Raw genomic sequence first — 21655 nt, forward strand, 5'->3', positions numbered from 1 at the left:
GCGTTGCCATCAGTTGGCGACGATGTTGACCAGCTTGCCTGGCACTACGATGACCTTGCGGATGGTCAGGCCATCGATGAAGCGCAGGACATTTTCGTTGTTGCGGGCGGCGGTTTCGATTTCTTCGCGGCTGGCGGCCGCAGGCATTTCTACCTGGCCACGCAGTTTGCCGTTGACCTGGACCACCAGGGTTACGGTGTCCTGTACCAGAGCGCTTTCATCGACAACCGGCCAGCCAGCATCGATCACGGCTTGCTCATGGCCCAGCGCGTTCCACAGCGCGTGGGAAATGTGCGGAGTGATCGGGGCCAGCAGCAAGGTGACGGCCTCCAGGCCTTCCTGCAGCAGCGCACGGTCTTGCTCGGTGCCCTGGGGGGCCTTCTCCAGAACGTTCATCACGGTCATCACCTGGGCGATGGCGGTGTTGAACTTGTGGTACTGGCCCACATCGGTGCTGGCCTGCTTGATCGCGGCGTGGATGGCACGGCGGATGACCTTCTGCTCGTCGTTCAGCGCAGCGAGGTCCAGTTTACCCGGCAGGCCCTGGTTGACGTGGCCCTGGGCCAGGCGCCAGACACGGCGCAGGAAGCGGCTTGCACCTTCGACGCCGGAGTCCGACCATTCCAGGCTCATGTCAGGCGGCGAGGCGAACATCATGAACAGGCGGCAGGTGTCGGCGCCGTAGGCGTCGATCATCGATTGCGGGTCGACGCCGTTGTTCTTCGACTTCGACATCTTCTCGGTGCCGCCGATTTCTACCGGCAGGCCGTCGGTCTTCAGGCGTGCGCCAATGATCTTGGCCTTGGCATCGCGCTCGATTTCGACGTCGGCCGGGTTGAACCAGTCTTTGCCACCGTTGCTGGCCACGCGGTAGTAGGTCTCGGCGACCACCATGCCCTGGGTCAGCAGGTTCTTGAACGGTTCATTGGAGGTGACCAGGCCTTCGTCACGCATCAGCTTGTGGAAGAAGCGCGCATAAAGCAGGTGCAGGATGGCGTGTTCGATACCACCAATGTACTGGTCGACCGGCAACCAGTGGTTGGCGGCTTTCGGATCGACCATGCCCTTGTCGTAGTTCGGCGAGGCGTAGCGGGCGAAGTACCAGGACGACTCGACGAAAGTGTCCATGGTGTCGGTTTCACGCTTTGCCGCGGTACCGCATTTCGGGCAGCTACACTCGTAGAACTCAGGCATGCGCGCCAGCGGCGAGCCAGCGCCGTCCGGTACCACGTTCTCTGGCAGGGTGACCGGCAACTGGTCTTCCGGCACCGGCACATCGCCGCAGGACGGGCAGTGGATGATCGGGATCGGGCAGCCCCAGTAACGCTGGCGGCTGATGCCCCAGTCGCGCAGGCGGAACTGGGTGCGGGATTTGCCCAGTTCCTTGCGGATCAGGGCCGCCTCGATGGCGTCGAAGGCACCGGCGAAGTCCAGGCCGTCGAACTCGCCGGAGTTGATCAGTTGCCCGTGCTCGCCGTAGGCAGCCTGCCATTCGCTGCCGACTTCATCGCCGGCGCTGGTGCGCACCACCGCCTTGACCGGCAGGTTGTACTTGTGGGCGAACTCGAAGTCGCGCTCGTCGTGGGCCGGCACGGCCATCACGGCACCGTCGCCGTAATGCATCAGCACGTAGTTGGCGACCCAAACCGGCAGTTTTTCACCGGTCAGGGGGTGCTCGACCAGCAGGGAAGTGGGCATGCCCTTCTTCTCCTGGGTGGCCATGTCGGCCTCGGCAACGCTGCCGCTCTTGCACTCGTCGATGAATGCCTGCAGCGCCGGGTTGCCCTGGGCGGCCTGGGTAGCCAGCGGGTGCTCGGCGGCAACGGCGACGTAAGTGGCGCCCATCAGGGTGTCCGGACGGGTGGTGAAGACCTTCAGCGCACCTTCGTGGCCGATGCTGGCCTGATCGTAGGGGAACTGTACCTCCATGCCGCGCGACTTGCCGATCCAGTTGCGCTGCATGGTCTTGACCTGTTCAGGCCAGCCCGGCAGTTCGTCGAGGCTTTCGAGCAACTCGTCGGCGTAGTCGGTGATGCGGAAGTAGTACATGGGGATTTCGCGCTTTTCGATCAGCGCGCCCGAACGCCAGCCGCGGCCGTCGATGACCTGCTCGTTAGCGAGCACGGTCTGGTCGGCCGGGTCCCAGTTCACGGTGCCGTTCTTGCGGTAGATGATGCCTTTTTCGAACAGGCGGGTGAACAGCCACTGTTCCCAGCGGTAGTAGTCCGGCTTGCAGGTGGTGACTTCACGTGCCCAGTCGATGGCAAGGCCCAGGCTTTTGAGCTGGGTCTTCATGTAGTCGATGTTTTCGTATGTCCACTTGGCCGGGGCGACATTGTTTTTCATCGCCGCGTTTTCCGCGGGCATGCCGAAAGCGTCCCAGCCCATTGGCTGCAGGACGTTCTTGCCCAGCATGCGCTGGTAGCGGGCAATCACGTCGCCGATGGTGTAGTTGCGCACGTGGCCCATGTGTAGCTTGCCGCTCGGGTACGGGAACATCGATAGGCAATAGTAGGTGTCTTTGCCTGGCTGTTCGGTAACAGCGAACGACTGTTGCTCGTCCCAGAAATGTTGGGCGGCGGCTTCGATATCACGGGGCGTGTATTGTTCGTGCATGGCTACTTTTGGCTGAGAGAGAAGAGACCTTGTTCCAGGCAGCGGAACCTCGCTGCGTCCGGCACTCCGGTGTCGTGAGAGTGAACGCCGTAGCATACAGTAGCGCCGCGCATCGTGGGAAACCCTGATTGAGAATGGCCGCTGGTCGCTGCACCCGGCTGCTTTTGGAAGCAGCGCTAAGCTCAGGTGTGGGGGGAGATATTCTTACCTTCAATGAGGTGAACGGATGGGAGAAACGCAGCTACCCGCAACCAAACCGGAGCTTTACGAACGCCTGATCGACCGTCTTGGCCTGGCCCTGGAAGTGGCCAGAACATCGGTACGATTGCGCGACGAGATGCCAGCCGAACTGGAGTTGCGTGGCCTGAGCCATGCAGAGTTCGAAGTGATCAAGGCTTACCTGGACTCAGTCCCGGGACGCCGTAATGCCTGCGCCGGTAGTTACCCGCAGGCGGAGCCGACATCGGCGAAGATCATCTGGCTCAAGGACAAGAAACGCCCCGCCAAGACGGCGACACCCCGGACGCTGCCACATCGCTAGCCGTTCAGGACGCCCGGCGCAGGCCATCGCGCCCCGGTAATTCAATAAACACTCCACCTGATCGACGCCGGCAGCGCACTTGTTGACCGGCGCCGATCCTCATAGGCTGCACGCCTGCCAAGGAGGTGTAGCCAATGCCGATTCGATTTTTCATCAAACAATGGTTGATGCCGCCGGGCGTCCTGTTCCTGCTGTTGCTCGCCGCCTGGTGGCTGCGCGCCAGGCGCCCGCGGTTGGCCGCGCTGTGCTTCGTGCTGGGGCTGGGTGGGTTGTGGCTGATGAGCCTGCCACTGGTGGTGCAGCAAGGTGCGCGCCTGCTGGAAACCGAGCCTGCGCTGGCACCCGGCGATTGGGCCCGCCTGGCGCAGCGGGCCGATGCCATCGTCGTGCTGGGCGCGGGGCGTGAACGTGGCGATCCGGCGTGGGGCGGTGAGGACCAGCCCTCGGCAACGGCGCTCGAGCGCATGCGTTTTGCCGCGCGGCTGGCCAAGGCGTCGGGACTGCCGGTGCTGACCAGCGGCGGTTTGCACTACGGTACGCCGCCGAGTGAGGCGCGGTTGATGGCAGATCGGCTACGTGAAGATTTTGCTGTCGAGGTCAAATGGAAGGAAGAGGCCAGCCGGACCACCTGGGAAAATGCCCAATTCAGCGCGCAATTACTCAAGCCTCTGGGTATTGAGCGTGTGGTGCTGGTGACCCAGGCGTGGCACATGCAGCGTTCGCGCTGGAGCTTCGAGCAGGCGGGGTTCGAGGTGGTGCCGGCACCGGTGGGGTTCCTGGGGCGGGACCATGCGCGGCCGTTCGCCGGGTTGCTGCCGGAAAGCCGGGCAATGTGGCAGAGCGGGCAGTTGCTCAATGAAGTGGCAGGCTTGGCGGGGTACCGGTTGTTCTATTGAATCAAGGCGCTCCCGGCCATTTCCGGGAGCGGCCTTGTATCAGCTGATCAGACGGTTTTGGCTATGCGCCCGGCCAGCAGTGCCCAACCCAGCAGCAAGGCGCAGACAATCGCCAGCGGCCACGAACGCCACTGCAGATATGGCGTCAGTTGCTGCATCGGCACCACTTCGCCATACAGCACAGCCCGTTGGAACTGCGGAACCTGGGCCGTGATTCTGCCAAACGGGTCGATCAGGGCGGTGACGCCGTTGTTGGTGGCGCGGATCATCCAGCGGCCTGCTTCCAGCGCGCGCATCTGCGCCATCTGCAGGTGCTGCAGCGGGCCGATCGAGGTGCCGAACCAGGTGTCGTTACTGATGGTCAGCAACAGGTCACTGCGCGCGGCCAAGCCCGCCGCGAATTCGGGGTAGACCACCTCGTAGCAGATGTACGGGGCAATCTGGTAACCCTTGGCCTGGAGCAGTGGCTGGTCTTCTGGGCCGCGGGCGAAGTCCGACATGGGCAGGTTGAAGAACTCGATCAGCCCGCGCAGCATGTCCTGCAGTGGCACGTACTCGCCGAAAGGCACCAGCTTCTGCTTGAGGTAGGTGCCGTCGCCTTCGCCCGTCACGGTCACGCCGTTGTAGTAGCGGCGCTGCTGATGCACCACCTCGCGCACAGGCACGCCGGTGATGAGCGCCGAATGCCGGTCGGCTGCAAAACGCCCCATCACGTCGATGTAGCCTTGGGCCTGGTCCTTGAGGATCGGCACCGCTGTCTCTGGCCAAACCAGCAGATCCACCGGCTTGGAGCTGAAGCTCATGTCGCGGTACAGCGCCAGCTGGGCGTCGATGTGGGCCGGGTCCCATTTCAGCTCTTGTTCGACGTTGCCCTGCAAGGCCGCGACCTTGAGTGGGTCACCCGCAGGCTTGGTCCACGCGTGGCCTTTGAGGGCCATGCCGACGACCCAAGGCGCCAGCAGCAACACGACGCCGACAGCGAGGAACGAAGGGCGCGCCCGCAGACGTGGCAGGTTGCACAGCAGCGCCGCGCTCAGGGCCAGGGCGAACGAAATCAGCCACACGCCGCCCAGCGGCGCCAGGCCGGCCAACGGCCCGTCCAGTTGGCTGTAACCGGCATACAGCCAAGGGAAGCCGGTCAGGAACCAGCCACGGAAGGCCTCTTGCAGCAGCCATAGGGCGGCAAAGCACAGCGCATCGGCCAAGGGGGCTTCATTGCGGCGCAGCCAGCGGGCCCACAGCCAGGTGGGCAGGGCAAAGAACCAGGCGAGGGCGGCGAAGAACGCCAGCAGCAGCACGATCGCCAGCAGCGGCGAGGCACCGCCGTAGGTGTTCATGCTGACGTAGATCCACCAGGTGCCGGCGCCGTACAGGCCGAACCCGAACCACCAGCCGCGCCACATGGCCTGGCGCGGAGTCAACTCGCGCAGGCCGAGGTAGAGCACCGCGATGGACAGCAGCGCCAGCGGCCAGATGTCGAATGGCGCCAGGGCCAGAAGGGTAGAGGCGCCGGCCGCCAAGGCCAGCAGGTTACCGGGCCAGCCGGGGCGGGTGATCCAACGCATGTTTGTCCTTAGCGGGTGATCGGGGTCAGGCGCAGCAAGTGTATCCGCCGGCTGTCGGCATTGAGAATACGGAACTTGTAGGTACCGATCTCGGTGGTCTCGTTGCGCTTGGGCAGGTGGCCGAAAGCGCTCATCACCAGGCCGCCAACCGTGTCGAACTCATCATCGGAGAACTCGCTGTCGAAGAACTCGTTGAAGTTCTCGATCGGGGTCAGCGCCTTGACCAGGAAGTCGCCGCTGGGCAGGGGCTTGATGTAGCTGTCTTCTTCGACGTCATGCTCGTCTTCGATGTCGCCGACGATCTGTTCGAGCACGTCCTCGATGGTGACCAGGCCCGCCACGCCGCCGTATTCGTCGATGACGACGGCCATGTGGTTGTGGTTGGCGCGGAACTCGCGCAGCAGTACGTTCAGGCGCTTGGACTCGGGCACGAACGTGGCCGGGCGCAGCAGGTCCTTGATGTTGAAGCTGTCGCCGTTCTCCTTGAGGATCAGCGGCAGCAGGTCCTTGGCCAGCAGGATCCCGAGCACATCGTCATGGCTTTCGCCGATCACCGGGTAACGCGAGTGCGCGGCGTCGATGACGGCGGGCAGGAATTCGCGAGGCGACTGGGTAGCCTTGATGCTGATCATCTGCGAACGCGGCACCATGATGTCGCGTACCTGCAGGTCGGCGACCTGAATGGCGCCTTCGACGATGGTCAGCGCTTCGCTGTCGAGCAGCTTGTTCTGATGGGCTTCGCGCAGCAGCTCAAGGAGCTCCTGGCGGTTTTTCGGCTCATGGGCAAAAGCCTGGGTCAGTTTACCCAGCCAGGACTTCTGCCCGTTGCTCGATCGATCTTCGCTCATGGCGGTTCTCGTGATCCTTGCAGTATCAGTGTGTGATTGAATCGTTTTCATCGTCGGCATACGGGTCGGGGTGACCCAGATCTGCCAGCAATTCCCGTTCCAGCGCTTCCATTTCCTCGGCTTCATCGTCTTCGATGTGGTCGTAGCCCAGCAGATGCAGGCAGCCGTGGATGACCAGGTGCGCCCAATGCGCTTGCAGCGACTTGCCCTGTTCGGCAGCCTCACGCTCGACCACTGGCACGCAGATCACCAGGTCGCCCAAAAGCGGGATATCGAGCAGTTCATCGGGCACATCGGCCGGGAACGACAGCACGTTGGTCGCGTAGTCTTTGTGCCGGTAGGTATGGTTGAGCTCGCGGCCTTCGGCTTCGTCGACCAGACGGATGGTCATTTCCGAGTCGGCGCTGCGCTGGCGCAAGGCCAGTTCGCACCAGGCGCGCAAAGCGGCATCGTCAGGCGTGGCGGCATCCGTGGCGCGTTGCAGGTCAAGTTCAAGCATCTTTGCCGGGCGCCTCGGGCTTGGCCTGGCGGGCATCGAAGCGGTCATAGGCCTCGACAATGCGCTGCACCAGTGGGTGACGAACCACATCTTTGGGTTGGAAGTGGGTAAAGCTGATACCCGGAACGTCCTTGAGCACCTCGATCACATGCGCCAGGCCCGACTTGGTGCCACGTGGCAGGTCGACCTGAGTGATGTCGCCGGTGATCACCGCAGTGGAGCCGAAGCCGATGCGGGTCAGGAACATTTTCATCTGTTCGAGCGTGGTGTTCTGGCTCTCGTCGAGGATGATGAAACTGTTGTTCAGGGTACGGCCGCGCATGTAGGCCAGCGGGGCGATCTCGATCACCTGGCGCTCGATCAGCTTGGCCACGTGCTCGAAGCCGAGCATTTCGTACAGGGCGTCGTACAGCGGGCGCAGGTACGGGTCGATCTTCTGGGCCAGGTCGCCAGGCAGGAAGCCGAGCTTTTCGCCGGCCTCGACCGCCGGGCGCACCAGCAGGATGCGGCGCACCTGCTCGCGCTCCAGCGCATCGACGGCGCAGGCCACGGCCAGGTAGGTCTTGCCGGTACCGGCCGGGCCTACGCCGAAGTTGATGTCGTTGCCCAGGATTTCCTTGACGTAACGCTGCTGGTTGACGCCGCGCGGGCGAATGTTGCCCTTGCGCGTGCGCAGGGAAACGCTGACCTCGTTGACTGCCGGGTTTTCGATGTTCTCGACGGTCGATTCCTGCAGGTACAGGTGCACGGTTTCCGGCGACAGCTCGGTGGCCTTGGCCTCGCGATAGAGGCGGCGCAGCAGTTGCTCGGCAGCAGAGGTGGTCTTGGGTTCGCCGATCAGCTCGAATTGATTGCCGCGGTTACGGATCTCGATGGCCAGGCGTTGTTCGATCAGGCGCAAGTGCTCGTCGAACTGGCCGCACAGGTTGGCGAAACGGTGGGCCTCGAAGGGTTCGAGGATGAAGCGATGAGGTTGTATGGGTGCGTTCAAGGTCGTTTTTGGCCGCTCGACGGCAATGATGGTGAACCCAAGAATAACCCTTGAAGGGCAGGGGCGAAAGCACTGAAACGTTCAACGGTATCGGCAGCACAGATCAACGGGCCTGTCTGTTATGATGCGCGCCTTTTCTTACGCATGTGTTATCCCGGCAAACATGAGCAAACGCGAACCCGCCATCTATAAAGTGATCTTCCTCAACCAGGGGCAGGTCTTCGAGATGTATGCCAAACAGATCTATCAGAGCGACCTGTGGGGCTTCCTGGAAATCGAGGAATTCGTTTTTGGTGAGCGCACCCAGATCGTCGTCGACCCGAGTGAAGAAAAGCTCAAGAACCAGTTCGAAGGTGTGATCCGCAGCTTCGTGCCGATGCACTCGATCGTGCGCATCGACGAGGTGGAGCGCCTGGGCACGGCCAAGATCAGCGAAGCCAAAGGAACTGGCAATGTGATGCCGTTCCCTGTGCCGATGCCAGAGAAGTAACGCGGATCAGGGGAGTGGCGAGAACGGCGTGCGCCCTTCGGCGCTTTGCAGTTCCAGCAGGTATTTGCGGAAGATCTGGCCGAGTACCTGGGTGGCATGCTCCAGTTCATCGCGGGGCATCTGCTCGGTGACTTCGTCGGCCATGTCCAGCGCATCCTCTGCACCGTTGACCGCCGCCATTTTCAGCAGGATGTAGGCCTGTACGTTGTTAGCCTCGACCCCTTCGCCATGAAAGAACATGCCGCCAAGGCGGTACTGGGCCTGTGCATGGCCTTGCAGCGAGGCTTTTTCGAACCAGTCCAGGGCCAGTTTCAGGTCTTTGGGGGTTTGCGTGTAGTAGTACTCACCCAGTTCGTACTGCGCCTGGGCGTCCCCGGTCGCCGCCATCTGCTCGCAAGCCTTGAGGGCGTTTTGCTGGTCCTCTGGCTGGACATTGAGCGTGCAGCGCCCCGTTGCAGGAATCAGCAACGAGTTACCGCCCTCCGCCAGTGCCAGCAGGGGCTGAAGAAGCAACAGGCAGCCCAGGGCAAGGGCGCGGCCGGTGCGGTTCATGGGGATCGACATACCTCTGCAAAGCTACGGCCAATGTCTCTGGTGGCACATTATGGGATAAGCAGCGCCAACCTTACAAAGTTTTACTCGAATTTATGTGCCGGTGGGGAAAGTTGCGGGTGTGGCCGGGCATTTATTGCCAGAGCGCTTCGCCCGATTGCCCGGCGAAGCGCTCTGGCCGCGCTTTACTTCAGTGCGGCAAATGCCCGCTCAGCCGCGTCCAGGGTGATCTGCAGCTCCTTGTCACCGTGTGCGATGGAGGTGAAGCCGGCCTCGAAGGCGCTAGGTGCCAGGTAGACGCCACCGTCGAGCATCAGGTGGAAGAAGCGCTTGAAGCGCTCGGCATCGCTGGCCATCACGTCATCGAAGGTGACGATGTCGTCGGCGCCGCTGAAGTACAGGCCGAACATGGCACCTGCCTGGGTCGTCACGAACGGCACGCCAGCGGCATCTGCACGCTGCTGCAGGCCGTCGAGCATGCGGCTGGTGAAGTCGCTCAGCTCGTCGTGGAAGCCTGGGCGGCTGATCAGTTTCAGCGTGGTCAGGCCTGCGGCCATGGCCAGCGGGTTACCCGACAGGGTACCGGCCTGATACACGGGGCCCAGCGGGGCGATGCAGCCCATGATCTCGCGCTTGCCGCCGAAGCAGCCGACCGGCATGCCACCGCCGACGATCTTGCCGAAGGTCGACAGGTCCGGGGTGATGCCGTAGTAGCCTTGGGCGCCGCCCAGCGAGACCCGGAAGCCCGTCATCACTTCGTCGAAGATCAACACCACGCCGTGCTTGTCGCACTGCTCGCGCAGGCCTTCGAGGAAGCCAGGCGCTGGCGGTACGCAATTCATGTTGCCGGCCACGGGCTCGACGATGATGCAGGCTACGGTCTGGCCGACCTCGGCCAGGGTCTTCTCGACAGCAGCGATGTCGTTGAACGGCAGGGTCAGGGTGTGCTTGGCGAAGTCCGCTGGCACGCCTGCCGAGCTTGGCACGCCCTGGGTCAGCAAGCCGGAGCCGGCCTTGACCAGCAAGCTGTCGGAGTGGCCGTGGTAGCAGCCTTCGAACTTGATGATGGCGTCGCGGCCGGTGTAACCACGGGCCAGGCGGATCGCGCTCATGGTGGCTTCGGTGCCGGAGCTGACCATGCGCACCATTTCCATGGAGGGCACCAGCGAGCAGACAAGGTCTGCCATCTCGGTTTCCATGGCGGTCGGCGCGCCGTAGGACAAGCCGTGCTGCAACTGGTTGCGCACCGCGTCGAGCACCTGTGGGTGGCCGTGGCCGAGGATCATCGGCCCCCACGAACCCACGTAGTCAACATAGCGCTTGTCGTCTTCGTCGACGACATAGGCGCCTTCGGCATGCTTGAAGAACAGCGGGGTGCCGCCGACGCTCTTGAAGGCGCGGACCGGCGAATTGACGCCACCTGGGATGTGCTTCTGGGCTTGGGCGAACAGGGATTCGGAACGGGACATGGGATCTTCTCTTGAAATCAGGAAGCGAACAGGGCGTTGAAGGCGCGGGCGCGGCGAGTGACTTCCTGCGCGCTGTCGGCACCGAACAGGCCATGGATCACCGCCAGCAGGTCGGCACCGTGGGCGACCAGAGGGGCGGCGTTGTCGAGGGTGATGCCGCCGATCACGGCGATCGGCAGTTTGACCTGGGCCCGGGCCTGCGCCAGCAGGCCAACATCGGCGGCGGGTGCACCGGGCTTGGTCACGGAATTGAAGAAACGGCCAAAGGCAACGTAACTGGCGCCTTCGCTGGCGGCCTGGGTGGCCAGGTCGAGGCTGGCGTGGCAGGTCGAGCCAATGATGGCCTGGCGGCCCAGCAGGGCACGGGCCGGGGTCAAGGGGCCGTCAGTCTGCCCCAGGTGCACACCGACGCCCAGGCGCGCCGCCAGTTCGGCATCGTCGTTGATGACCAGCTCGGTGCCGTAGCGTTCGCAGAGCTTGAGCAATGCTTGGGCTTCGCGCAGTCGGCGGCCGTCATCATCGCTTTTATCGCGGTACTGCAGCAGGCGCACGCCGCCTTCCAGTGCCGCCTCGACATGGGACAGGAAACGGCCGGCGAGCAGCTGGCTGTCGGTGATTGCATACAGACCGCGTAGCTTCATCAGAAAGCCTCGTATCAGGAGCAGAAATCCAGGGGCAGGCGGCGCGGGACGAACTGGCCCTTGCCCAGCTGCTCGGCGTCACGCAGGGTGCGCCAGGTGTAGTCGAGGGCACTGCGCACTGCGCTTTGCAGGTGTTCGCCCAAGGCCAGGCGGCCGGCCAACGTGCTGGCCAGGGTACAGCCCGAGCCGTGGTAGCTGCCAGGCAGGCGCTGGCAGGTCCAGGTATGACGCTGGCCATCGCGGCTGTACAGGCGGTTGTGGATTTCTTCTTCGTCGCCGTGGCCACCGGTGATCAGCAGGTGTTTACAGAACGGCAGCAATTTTTCGGCGCACTCGTCTGCGCTACCGTCAGGCAGCTCGGCAAGGATGCGTGCCTCGGGCAGGTTCGGTGTGGCAATGGCGGCCAGCGGCAACAGGCGCTCGCGCACGGCATAGCCGACCTCGTCCTTGCCCAGCCGGCCACCGCCACCGGCGCGCAGCACCGGGTCGCAGACCACCGGCAGGTGTGGGTGGGCAATGAGCAGTTCGGCGACGGTATCGACCATTTCGATCGAGCCGAGCATGCCCAGCTTGACCGCGGCGACCGTGGAGTCGGCCAGTACGGCATTGGCCTGGGCCAGCACCCACTCACGGTCGAGCACGCGGAAGTCGGAAACGTTGACGGTATCCTGTACGGTCAGGGCGGTCACCGCGGGTGCGGCATGACAGCCTTGGGCGATCAGGGCTTCGATATCTGCCTGCAAGCCGGCACCGCCACTTGGGTCGTGGCCGGAGAGACAGAGGACAACGGGGCGGGAGCTGTAGGTATTCATGGTCGGCGAGCTTACCACCAAACCCATTTGTACGGATCGTCCTACAAACGGTTTTTGTTGATCGATTGGTCAGCTTTTGGCTTCTTCATGGCCTGAAAGTATCGATCTAGAGCCTTTTTAGCCTAAATCAAGATGGCCCGTTGCCAGCCTTCAAAGCTATGCTAGAGTGCTCGGATAACTCGATAAACGGGCTTTGCCGGAATTCGTCGTCTCATAGGGATAGGGGGCCATTGCGACGTGTCCGCACACGCCATGCTGGGGCCGTATGCGCTATTTGCTGATTTTGCTTCTGGGCTGCTTGCCCGTGATGGCCACTGCGGTCGATTTCGACGACTCCACCCGGTACCTGTCGCTGGGCAGCACCATGCAGGTCTATGAAGACCGCAATGGCAGCGCCAGCATCGCTCAGGTTACCGCGCCCACCTTCGCCAACCGTTTTCGCCCACACCATGAACACGTGCTGAACGCCGGCTATTCGACTTCGGTGTTCTGGCTCAAGGTCGATTTGCGTTACCTGGCCTCGGCGAACGCCGCACCGCGCCAATGGTTGCTGGAGCTGGCGTACCCGCCGCTGGATCACCTCGAGCTCTATCTGCCGGGTGCCGATGGTACCTACCGCCTGGCACAGCGTACCGGCGATGCCTTGCCCTACGCCAGCCGTCAGATCCTCCAGAACAACTACCTGTTCGAACTGCCGCTGCAGCCCAACCAGGCGACCATCGTGTACCTGCGCCTGCACAGCCAGGGCTCGGTACAGGCGCCATTGGCGTTGTGGTCTGCCGAGGCCTACATGGAAGAGCAGCCCACTCGCCTGTATATGCTGGGGATGATCTACGGGGTCTTGCTGGTGATGCTGGTGTACAACCTGTTCATCTTCCTCAGCGTGCGGGACGTCAGCTACCTCTATTACATCCTCTATATTGCCTCGTTCGGCCTCTACCAGGTGTCGGTCAACGGCGCAGGGGTGGCGTACTTCTGGCCGGACAGCCCCTGGTGGGCGAATGCCGCCACGCCGCTGTTCATCGGTGCGGCCGGCTTGTTCGGTTGCCAGTTCGCCCGCCACTTCCTGCGCCTGGGCACGATCAGCCGAGGGTTCGACCGCCTGCTGCAGTTATTGATGCTCGGGGCAGTGCTGGTGATGCTGCTGGCGGTGAGCATGCCCTATGGCATCGCCTTGCGTATGGCCACGGTACTGGCCCTGCTGTTCACCGTCAGCATTTTCGCCGCTGGGCTCTATGCCTGGGTGCGCGGCCTGCGGGTGGCGCGCTGGTTCATCATTGCCTGGACGGCGTTCCTGCTGGGCGGGCTGGTCAATACCCTGATGGTGCTGGGTTACCTGCCCAATGTGTTCCTGACCATGTATGCCAGCCAGCTCGGTGCGGCGCTGGAAGTGGCGTTGCTGTCCCTGGCGCTGGCCGATCGTATCAACAGCATGCGCGAGCAGCAGGCACAGACCCTGCGTGATACCGGGCGCACGCTGGAACAATTGAACCAGCAGTTGGCCAGGAGCAACCATCTGAAGGATGAGTTCCTCGCCACGATCACCCACGAACTGCGCACCCCGATGAACGGTGTGATCGGCTCGCTGGAGCTGATGCACACCTTGCCGCTGAGCGCCGAGATGGCCCAGTACCACCGCACGGCGGTGGGCTCTGCGCAGAACATGATGGACATGGTCGACGATATTCTCACCCTCACCGAGTTGCAGGCCGGCCGCCTGCGCGTGCAGGCGGCGCCGTTCAGCTTGCGGCGCATGCTCCAGGAGCTGCGGGCCGGCTATGCCGGAACGGCGCTGGGCAAGGGGCTGTACCTGAGCCTGGACATCCCCGCCGAGCTGCCGGACGAACTGCTGGGCGATGCGCACAAACTGTCGCGTTGCCTGGGGTGCCTGGTGGACAACGGCCTCAAGTTCACCCACCAGGGTGGGGTGATGATCCAGGTGCGTGGCCGTCGTCTTGGGCCAGGCAGCCTAGCGCTGACCTTCACCGTCAGTGACAGCGGCATCGGCTTCGATGACCTGGACCAGGCGATCCTGTATCAGCGCTTCTTCCAGGTCGATGGCTCGATGACCCGTCGATATGGCGGGTTGGGCATTGGCCTGTCGATCTGCCGGCAGATGGGCGAGGTGCTGGGCGGCCAGCTGGTGCATGAGTCTACGCGGGGGCTGGGTAGCCGGTTCGAGTTGAGCCTGGAAGTGGCGATAGCGCAGGTGCAGATCCCGGCGGGGAGGGCGGTGTCGGGCAGTTCAAGGCTCTGATGGCACAACGGTGTAGCCCCTGCCAGGGGTTGCACTGCGCCCTCTGCTCGGCCCGCCCACAGTTGACCGGGTGACCCCTCCGGGCAATTCAAATCACACGTTTAGTCACTATTGTCACTTTGTCTGCCCAGCAGTGAGTGCTTCACTGGACTTCTCAGCCCTACACGGCCTCCAGGAGCTCCCCATGAACCTGCACCAGTACGCTGAAACCCACGAAGTCACCAACCAGCCGCCATCGCTCGACGGTGCCAACCTGTACCGCCTGGACCTGCCCCTGCAGGAGTGGTCGCGGCGTTTCGGGGCCGGCTGGGCCGAATCGCGGATCGATGCCTATGGTGCCTTGGCCGGTGGGCCGCTGATGGCCGCGGGCTTTCTGGCCAACGCGAACAAACCGGTGTTCAGCAGCCATGACCGCTATGGTCACCGCATCGACCTGGTGGAGTTCCACCCCGCCTACCACGAGCTGATGCGCACGGCCGTCGAGCACGGCCTGCCCGCGTTACCCTGGGCCGAGCCGCGCCCCGGTGCCCATGTAGCCCGGGCATCGATGACTTACCTGCACAGCCAGGCAGAAGCCGGTACCGGTTGCCCGCTGACCATGACCTTTGCCGCTGTGCCGGCGCTCAGGCTGCAGCCTGAGCTGGCCGAGTACTGGTTGCCGAAGGTTCTCGCCCGCGAATACGACCCGCGCAACGTCGGCGATCGCCACAAGGCGGGCGTGACCATCGGCATGGCCATGACAGAAAAGCAGGGCGGTACCGATGTGCGCGCCAACACCACCCGCGCCTATCCTGTCGGCAGCCCGGGGCCGGGTCAGGCCTACGAGCTGGTTGGGCATAAATGGTTCTGCTCGGCGCCAATGTGCGACGCCTTCCTGACACTGGCGCAGACCGACAAAGGCTTGAGCTGTTTCCTGTTGCCACGCCATCGCCCGGATGACAGCCGCAACCAGTTCTACATCCAGCGCCTGAAGAACAAGCTTGGCAACAGCTCCAATGCTTCCAGCGAAGTGGAGTTCCGTGGCGCGCTGGCCTGGATGGTCGGTGAGGAGGGGCGGGGCGTGCCGACCATCATCGAGATGGTGGCCATGACCCGCTTCGACTGCATGGTCGGCTCAAGCGCCCTGATGCGCCAGGCCTTGACCCAGGCCACCCACCACTGCGCACACCGCAAGGTCGGCGGCCGGGTGCTGAGCGAGCAGCCGCTGATGCAGAACGTGCTTGCCGACCTGGCGCTGGAAAGCGAAGCGGCCCTGGCCCTGAGCCTGCGCATGGGGCAAGCGCTGGAGCAACTCGATGACCCGCAGCAGGCGCACTTCGCCCGGTTGGTCACGGCGGTGGGCAAGTACTGGATCTGCAAGCGCGCGCCGGCGATGATCAACGAAGCTGCCGAGTGCCTGGGCGGTGCCGGTTATGTCGAGGACAGCATCCTGCCGCGCCTGTACCGCGAAGCACCGGTCAATTCCACCTGGGAGGGCTCAGGCAACGTCCAGTGCCTGGATGTGCTGCGGGCACTGTCCAAGGAGCCGGGTGTGCTCGATGCGCTGTTCGCTGAACTGGGCGATGGCCATGGCGATCCACGGCTGGCCGCGCACATCGGCAACCTCAAGGGTGCGTTCACCGATACGAGTGACATCCAGTATCGTGCCCGGCAGCTGACCGAGGACATCGCCCTGGCGCTGCAGGCCAAGCTGTTGCTGGAGGCGGGCAACAGCTCTGTCAGCGATGCCTTCATCGGCAGCCGGCTGGCCGGCGGCGGCCGCGTTTACGGGGCGTTGCCGCGGGGCGCCGATGTTCAGGCACTGGTTGCACGGGCCACGCCTGGCTGGCCCGGCTGACAGGGGATGTTTTTACTGGCGAAGGCAGGCAAGATGGCTGACATGCATGTCCAGACAGGAAGCACAGTGTGAGCCAAGCCTTTGTAGTCGTTGATACCCCCGAACAGGCCGTCGACCGTCTGGCGGCCTTGCATGAACAGGCCACCGGGGCCCTCAGCCAGGCCCTCAAGCGTTACCTGAAAGACCGCACCGAGCCGGACGCCGACGAGCGCGCCGTCTACCGCTACCCGGCGTTGCGCCTGACCTACTACAGCCACGGCGAAGTCGCCGCCACCACCCGTGCCTATGCCAAGGTGCAGGTGGCGGGCACCTACAGCGTCACGGTCACCCAGCCTGCGGCATTTCGGGGCTATCTGCTCGAGCAGCTGCGCCCCTTGATGCAGGACTACACCGTCACCGTCGAGGTCGGTGTCAGCGAACAGAACATCCCGTACCCCTATGTGGTCGACCAGGGCGATGAGCTGGCGGGCAGCGGCATCACTGCCGCCGAGCTGGCGCGGGTATTCCCCAGCACCGACCTGTCTGCCGCCACTGACGACATCGCCGACGGCCTGTGCGACTGGGGCAGTGCCGAAACCCTGCCGCTGGCGCTGTTCGACGCTGCCCGCGTGGACTTCTCGCTGCGCCGCCTGGTGCACTACACCGGCAGCGACTGGCGCCATGTGCAGCCTTGGATCCTGCTGACCAACTACCACCGCTATGTCGACCAGTTCATCAGTCACGGCCTTGAACAGCTGCGTGACGACCCGCGCTTCGTGCGCATGGTGCTGCCGGGCAATGTGTCGATCGAAAAAGGCATGGACCACGGTGAGGCGCAGGCCCTGGTGGCCAGCGTGGTCTGGCACCGCTATCAGATGCCGGCGTATCACCTGATCGCCGCTGACGGTGACGGCGTCACCCTGGTCAACATCGGTGTCGGCCCGTCCAACGCCAAGAACATCACCGACCACCTGGCCGTGCTGCGTCCGCACTGCTGGCTGATGATCGGCCACTGCGGGGGCCTGCGCCAGTCGCAGACCATCGGTGACTATGTGCTGGCGCACGCTTACATGCGCCGCGACGGTATTCTTGACCGGGTGGTGCCGCCGAACATCCCCATCCCGGCCCTGGCCGAGGTGCAGCTGGCGCTGCAGGAGGCGGCAGCCCAGGTGACCGGCGAGCGTGGCGAGGAGTTGAAGAAGCGCCTGCGCACCGGCACCGTACTGACCTACGACGATCGCAACTGGGAGCTGCGCTGGGCCCAGGAACGGCCACTGATCAACCTGTCGCGAGCGGTGGCGGTAGACATGGAGAGCGGTACCATCGCCGCCCAGGGGTATCGCCTGCGGGTGCCATACGGCACCTTGCTGTGCGTGTCCGACAAACCGCTGCACAGCGAAATCAAGCTGCCCGGTTCGGCCAATGCCTTCTATAACCGCGCGGTCAGCCAGCACTTGAAGATCGGCATTGCCGCCCTCGACCTGCTGCGCACCGAGCTCAACTCGCTGCACTCGCGTAAACTGCGCAGCTTCGATGAGCCGCCGTTCCGCTGAGGATCCATGCCACTGCCACCCCGTTCCAAGCCGCGCCACCCCAAGGCGCGGCCCGCCGGCCCAAGGCGCCAGCCCAAGGCACCGCCGGCCGAGCCGCGCCTGGTGCTGTTCAACAAGCCGTTCGATGTGCTGACCCAGTTCAGCGACGGCGATGGCCGTGCCACGCTCAAGGATTACATCGATATCCCTGGCATTTACCCGGCCGGTCGGCTGGACCGTGACAGTGAAGGTTTGCTGCTGCTGACCAACGACGGCGGTTTGCAGGCCCGCATCGCTGACCCCAAGCACAAGCTGGCCAAGACGTACTGGGTGCAGGTGGAAGGCGAGCCCAGCGATGAGCAGCTAAAGCGGTTGCGCGAGGGTGTAGAGCTCAATGACGGGCCGACCTTGCCGGCCGAAGCTCGGCGCCTGGAGGAACCCGAACTGTGGCCGCGCAACCCGCCGGTCCGCTTTCGCAAGAGCGTGCCCACAAGTTGGCTGGAGCTGGTGATTCGCGAGGGGCGTAACCGCCAGGTGCGGCGCATGACTGCGGCGGTCGGCTTGCCGACTTTGCGCCTGGTGCGTGTGCGGATCGGTGACTGGGCGCTGGATGGGCTGGAGCAGGGGTGTTGGCGCGAGGTGCCGGCCAAGCTTTAATGCTCGCTGGCATCATCGCCGGCAAGAGGGCCCTGCAGAACATGCGCAGGCCTTGGCATCCATGGGCGCCAGCTTGCCGGTGATCAGGCTTGGGAGGGCGCTACACCCCTTCCAGAATCCCCACGACCACGGTCTTGATGATAAAGGCCAGCACCCCCAGCCCCAGCACGAAGAACAGGATCATCGTGCCAAACCGCCCGGCCTTGGATTTTTTTGCCAGGTCCCAAACGATGAAACCCATGAAACCGATCAACACGGTGACCAGGGTGATCATCATCCACTCTTCGAATACGGCCGGATCCATCAGTGTTCTCCAGGCAGGCTCAGCAGCCAATCAACGAAGGTGGGTCAGGGGCAGTTCGGTGCTCGCCAGCACCTGATTGAGCACGAAGCTCGAGCGCACGCTTGTGACGCCTTCGATGCGGGTCAGGCTGCCCAGGAGCAGCTTCTGGTAGTGATCCATGTCCGGTACCACCACCTTTAGCTGATAGTCGGCGTCCATGCCGGTGACAAGGCTGCATTCGAGCACCTGTGGCAAGTTGCGGATGGCCGCCTCGAAGGCCTCGAAACGCTCCGGGGTGTGCCGGTCCATGCCGATCAGCACGTAAGCCGTCAGGCTCAGGCCGAGCTTTTTCCGGTCTAGCAGGGCGACTTGCCGCGAGATATAGCCGTCGTCTTCCAGTTGCTTGACCCGACGCGAGCAGGGGGAGGGCGACAGGCCAATACGCTCGGCCAGCTCCTGGTTGGAAATGCGCGCATCGCGCTGCAATTCGGCGAGGATGCTCAGGTCGTAGCGGTCAAGCTTGCTCATGGAAAAGGCCTTTTCTGATCGTATTGCGGTGAATTATCGATCCAGGGTTAAAAATTGCGCAAGTGCTATTTATCTGAGCAATCTTCGCAATCCGCTGCCGCCCCCTGTCACGTATCTTTATCAACAGAATCACTGCCCGGACATCAGTCCACGGCGACGCGCCCTAGGCGGGCGGTCGCGGCCAGCCATCCAACAGGATCCGCCAGGCCCCCGGGCTACGTACCTCCACAAGAGCGTATGAGGTGAGCCGGCGCCACAAGTGCCGAGCACGGACGACAATTCTCAAAGGGAGGCCACAAGGCCTCCCTTTTTTCATGGCCGCGATTTCATCTGTTTGTCCGTTACAGGCGCGGTAGACTGGCAGCGTGCCGTTATCTTTACCGTGAGGAACAACATGAAGTCGCGCATCTGGCAGTTGGCAGGTGTTGGTTTGCTTGGCGTGAGCATCTGTCTGGGGGCCATGGCTCAAGGCCCTGACGATGGGCATGGTGGCAATGGCCGGCAGGACCCCAACGGCAGTTACGAAGGCCGCTCGCCGCTCAACTCGCGCGATGAAGTGCATCAGACCCAGCCCGCCCGCCAGGGCTACTATCAGGATATTCCCCGGCGCAATGCCGATTACCGGCACTGGGAGGCCGGCGGCCCTGGGCAACGGCCGGGTGGCGACTGGCAGGGGCGGCCGGATGGCCATGGCAATGGTTGGGGGCCGGGGCCGCAGTATCGCCCAGGGCACAGAGTCGAGCGTTTCCCGGACCGCTACTGGAAAGTGCCGTACCGTGGGCAGGACTATTTCTACTCGGGCGGTTACTGGTACCGACCGCAGGGCGGCAGCTACATCGTGGTCGCCCCGCCTTACGGGGTGCGGGTCGGCTACCTGCCCTCCTATGCACGTGAAGTGTGGGTCGGGGGTGCCCTGCTTTTCCTGGTTGCCGATACGTATTACCAGTACCTGGCAGACAGCCGCGAGTACGTGGTGGTCAGCCCCCCTGCCGTCGCACCGGCCCCGGTGGCGCAAGCCCCTTCAAGCACTGCATACGATGTGGTGGCCTACCCAATGCACGGGCAAGGCCAGGAGCAACAGGACCAGGACCGCTACCAGTGTCACCGGTGGGCGGTGAGCGAGTCCAACTTCGACCCCGCCACCGCACCCAGCGCACCCCCGGCCAACGTTGCAGACCACTATCGGCGGGCGCTGGGGGCCTGTTTCAGTGGCCGGGGCTACAGCATCAATTGACCTTCAGACGGGGTCGGCATGCACCATCACATCCGCCTGTGGATAACCCTGGCGGATGACCTCAGAAGCCTGTACGCACAGGGCATGTGCTTCGTGCAACGGCAACTGCCCTGGTAGTTCCAGATGCAGTTGCACGAACCACTGATTGCCCGACACCCTGGTGCGCAGGTCATGCACACCCTTGACCCCGGCAATGCCCAGCACCAGTTCGACCATGCCCTCGCCGATGTCGCCGGGCAGTTCCTTGTCCATCAGGATTGCCGTGCTTTCCCGGGCGATCTGCAGTGCACTCCACAAGATGTACAGCGCGATACCCAGGCCAAACAGCGCGTCCAGTTGCGGCCAGCCGTAACGCGCCAGCAGCAAGGCCAGCAGGATGCTGCCATTGAGCAGCAGGTCAGAGCGATAATGCAGCGAGTCAGCACGCACCGCCGTTGAGCCTGTCAAGCGAATGACCTTGCGTTGCAGCGCCAGCAAAGCGAGCGTCAGTACCAACGACAGCAGCATCACGCCGATGCCGATGGCGGTATCACCCAAGGGTTGTGGCGATTGCAGACGCTCGGCGGCCTGAACCCCGATCAGTACCGCACTCACACCGATGAACACGGCCTGGGCCATGCCTGCCAAGGCCTCTGCCTTGCCGTGGCCGAAGCGATGGTCATCGTCAGCCGGGCGCAGCGCATAGTGCACCGCGAGCAGGTTGAGGAACGAGGCGACCGCGTCCAGCGCCGAATCGGTCAGCCCGGCCAGCAAGCTGACCGAGCCACTCAACCACCAGGCCACGGCCTTGCTCAGCACCAGGATGCTGGCCACCGCGAGCGACGCGCGGGTGACCAGGCGTAGCAGGCGCTCGTTTTCAGCCGAGGTGATCATGCCGTGGGGGGCTTCCTTGCAGGTTTCAGGCTGCCGGCACCAGGCCGAACGCTGCCAGTTGCTCGACGCTGCCGCGATGCTGGATCAACCGTGGGTCGTCCAGCGGCAGGCGCTGGCCCAGTTCGCTTTCGAGAATGGCTTGCAGCTTGAGGTTGTCGACCTTGCCATCGGGCTTGATGGCCTCGCGCAGTTTCTCTGGCGCTACCTGTGCCGTGGTGCCCCCGGGGTAGTAGATGGCGCCGGTGGCGAAGTCGACACCGAAGGCAATCAGGCCTGGGATCACGTAGAACAGAATACCGATGGCATCGAGGGCGACGATTACCGGGTCGACCTTGCCTTCGATCTGCCCGCGGCGATCAGGGTAGAACAGCGTGCCACAGGCCGTCAGCTGGGTCAGCAAGGTGGCGATGAGGGCGCCACCGATGACGCGGGATGGGATGCGCATTTGAATCTCCGAAGAAAGTTGCCACAAGGTGGACGATACGCCGGCACCTGATGCTAAGACCATGATAGAGCAGGCTGGGTTCGCCGTTATACTCGCCAGACTGTTCGAGG

The 21655-nt window shown here is 63.6% G+C and carries 21 protein-coding genes; 8 read left to right on the forward strand and 13 right to left on the reverse strand.

Going from position 1 to position 21655, the window contains the following annotated elements; translation table 11 throughout:
• Positions 1 to 9 precede the first annotated feature (9 nt).
• Complete coding sequence (leuS, locus tag ACIPZH_RS07630) at positions 10 to 2616, reverse strand: leucine--tRNA ligase (RefSeq protein ID WP_400628861.1); 2607 nt, start codon at positions 2614 to 2616, stop codon at positions 10 to 12.
• A gap of 226 nt (positions 2617 to 2842) precedes the next feature.
• Between leuS and ACIPZH_RS07635 the strand changes: the two genes are divergently transcribed.
• A complete protein-coding gene (locus ACIPZH_RS07635) occupies positions 2843 to 3157 on the forward strand; it encodes a hypothetical protein (RefSeq protein WP_241803937.1) in 315 nt (104 codons plus the stop codon).
• Between the two features lie 134 nt (positions 3158 to 3291).
• On the forward strand, positions 3292 to 4053 hold the full coding sequence (locus ACIPZH_RS07640) for a YdcF family protein (RefSeq protein WP_241803936.1): 762 nt from the start codon (positions 3292 to 3294) through the stop codon (positions 4051 to 4053).
• Positions 4054 to 4100: 47 nt separating this feature from the next.
• On the opposite strand, the gene lnt is transcribed toward ACIPZH_RS07640, so the two are convergent.
• Genes lnt through ACIPZH_RS07660 form a run of 4 tightly spaced genes read right to left on the reverse strand, consistent with a single transcriptional unit; the run spans position 4101 to position 7956 of the window.
• Entirely contained in the window at positions 4101 to 5618 is a 1518-nt protein-coding gene (lnt, locus tag ACIPZH_RS07645; RefSeq protein ID WP_400635777.1) for an apolipoprotein N-acyltransferase, read from the reverse strand.
• An 8-nt stretch (positions 5619 to 5626) separates the two neighbouring features.
• Complete coding sequence (locus ACIPZH_RS07650) at positions 5627 to 6466, reverse strand: HlyC/CorC family transporter (protein ID WP_241803934.1); 840 nt, start codon at positions 6464 to 6466, stop codon at positions 5627 to 5629.
• A gap of 25 nt (positions 6467 to 6491) precedes the next feature.
• Complete coding sequence (gene ybeY, locus ACIPZH_RS07655; protein WP_400635779.1) at positions 6492 to 6965, reverse strand: rRNA maturation RNase YbeY; 474 nt, start codon at positions 6963 to 6965, stop codon at positions 6492 to 6494.
• Entirely contained in the window at positions 6958 to 7956 is a 999-nt protein-coding gene (locus tag ACIPZH_RS07660) for a PhoH family protein (RefSeq protein ID WP_241803932.1), read from the reverse strand. The genes ybeY and ACIPZH_RS07660 overlap by 8 nt, the downstream gene beginning before the upstream one ends.
• Positions 7957 to 8119: 163 nt before the next feature.
• Here ACIPZH_RS07660 and ACIPZH_RS07665 point away from each other — a divergent pair, with 163 nt between their 5' ends.
• The gene (locus ACIPZH_RS07665) at positions 8120 to 8446 is read left to right on the forward strand and encodes a DUF1820 family protein (RefSeq protein ID WP_241803931.1); all 327 of its coding nucleotides are present in this window, start codon (positions 8120 to 8122) and stop codon (positions 8444 to 8446) included.
• A 6-nt stretch (positions 8447 to 8452) separates the two neighbouring features.
• Here the strand turns inward: ACIPZH_RS07665 and ACIPZH_RS07670 are convergent, their stop codons facing one another.
• The 4 genes from ACIPZH_RS07670 to ACIPZH_RS07685 form a co-directional block, all read right to left on the reverse strand.
• On the reverse strand, positions 8453 to 8998 hold the full coding sequence (locus ACIPZH_RS07670) for a tetratricopeptide repeat protein (protein ID WP_241803930.1): 546 nt from the start codon (positions 8996 to 8998) through the stop codon (positions 8453 to 8455).
• Positions 8999 to 9183: 185 nt separating this feature from the next.
• Positions 9184 to 10467 carry a glutamate-1-semialdehyde 2,1-aminomutase gene (gene hemL, locus ACIPZH_RS07675; protein WP_012312573.1) on the reverse strand — a complete coding sequence of 428 codons (1284 nt, stop codon included), beginning with the start codon at positions 10465 to 10467 and terminating at the stop codon, positions 9184 to 9186.
• 17 nt (positions 10468 to 10484) lie between these two features.
• Positions 10485 to 11108 carry a thiamine phosphate synthase gene (thiE, locus tag ACIPZH_RS07680; protein WP_267820739.1) on the reverse strand — a complete coding sequence of 208 codons (624 nt, stop codon included), beginning with the start codon at positions 11106 to 11108 and terminating at the stop codon, positions 10485 to 10487.
• 14 nt (positions 11109 to 11122) lie between these two features.
• Complete coding sequence (locus ACIPZH_RS07685; RefSeq protein WP_241804121.1) at positions 11123 to 11920, reverse strand: hydroxymethylpyrimidine/phosphomethylpyrimidine kinase; 798 nt, start codon at positions 11918 to 11920, stop codon at positions 11123 to 11125.
• Between the two features lie 265 nt (positions 11921 to 12185).
• Here ACIPZH_RS07685 and ACIPZH_RS07690 point away from each other — a divergent pair, with 265 nt between their 5' ends.
• The 4 genes from ACIPZH_RS07690 (at position 12186) to ACIPZH_RS07705 (ending at position 18182) form a co-directional block, all read left to right on the forward strand.
• Entirely contained in the window at positions 12186 to 14177 is a 1992-nt protein-coding gene (locus ACIPZH_RS07690; protein WP_400635782.1) for a 7TM diverse intracellular signaling domain-containing protein, read from the forward strand.
• A 184-nt stretch (positions 14178 to 14361) separates the two neighbouring features.
• Entirely contained in the window at positions 14362 to 16014 is a 1653-nt protein-coding gene (locus ACIPZH_RS07695) for an acyl-CoA dehydrogenase family protein (protein WP_400628873.1), read from the forward strand.
• A gap of 68 nt (positions 16015 to 16082) precedes the next feature.
• A complete protein-coding gene (gene amn, locus ACIPZH_RS07700; RefSeq protein WP_267820745.1) occupies positions 16083 to 17546 on the forward strand; it encodes an AMP nucleosidase in 1464 nt (487 codons plus the stop codon).
• A 6-nt stretch (positions 17547 to 17552) separates the two neighbouring features.
• Entirely contained in the window at positions 17553 to 18182 is a 630-nt protein-coding gene (locus ACIPZH_RS07705) for a pseudouridine synthase (RefSeq protein ID WP_400628876.1), read from the forward strand.
• A gap of 100 nt (positions 18183 to 18282) precedes the next feature.
• Here the strand turns inward: ACIPZH_RS07705 and ACIPZH_RS07710 are convergent, their stop codons facing one another.
• Both ACIPZH_RS07710 and ACIPZH_RS07715 read right to left on the reverse strand, forming a co-directional pair.
• Entirely contained in the window at positions 18283 to 18486 is a 204-nt protein-coding gene (locus tag ACIPZH_RS07710; RefSeq protein WP_241803924.1) for a DUF2788 domain-containing protein, read from the reverse strand.
• Between the two features lie 30 nt (positions 18487 to 18516).
• A complete protein-coding gene (locus ACIPZH_RS07715) occupies positions 18517 to 18993 on the reverse strand; it encodes an Lrp/AsnC family transcriptional regulator (protein WP_241803923.1) in 477 nt (158 codons plus the stop codon).
• 394 nt (positions 18994 to 19387) lie between these two features.
• Between ACIPZH_RS07715 and ACIPZH_RS07720 the strand changes: the two genes are divergently transcribed.
• The gene (locus ACIPZH_RS07720) at positions 19388 to 20227 is read left to right on the forward strand and encodes a DUF6515 family protein (RefSeq protein WP_400635784.1); all 840 of its coding nucleotides are present in this window, start codon (positions 19388 to 19390) and stop codon (positions 20225 to 20227) included.
• A 3-nt stretch (positions 20228 to 20230) separates the two neighbouring features.
• Here ACIPZH_RS07720 and ACIPZH_RS07725 read toward each other — a convergent pair whose 3' ends face one another.
• Positions 20231 to 21100, reverse strand: a complete 870-nt coding sequence (locus ACIPZH_RS07725; RefSeq protein ID WP_400635786.1) for a cation diffusion facilitator family transporter — start codon at positions 21098 to 21100, stop codon at positions 20231 to 20233.
• 25 nt (positions 21101 to 21125) lie between these two features.
• A complete protein-coding gene (locus tag ACIPZH_RS07730; protein ID WP_241803920.1) occupies positions 21126 to 21545 on the reverse strand; it encodes a polyribonucleotide nucleotidyltransferase in 420 nt (139 codons plus the stop codon).
• Positions 21546 to 21655 lie beyond the last annotated feature (110 nt).

This window comes from Pseudomonas sp. NPDC089758 (assembly GCF_044748705.1).
Taxonomy (GTDB): Bacteria; Pseudomonadota; Gammaproteobacteria; order Pseudomonadales; family Pseudomonadaceae; genus Aquipseudomonas; species Aquipseudomonas putida_X.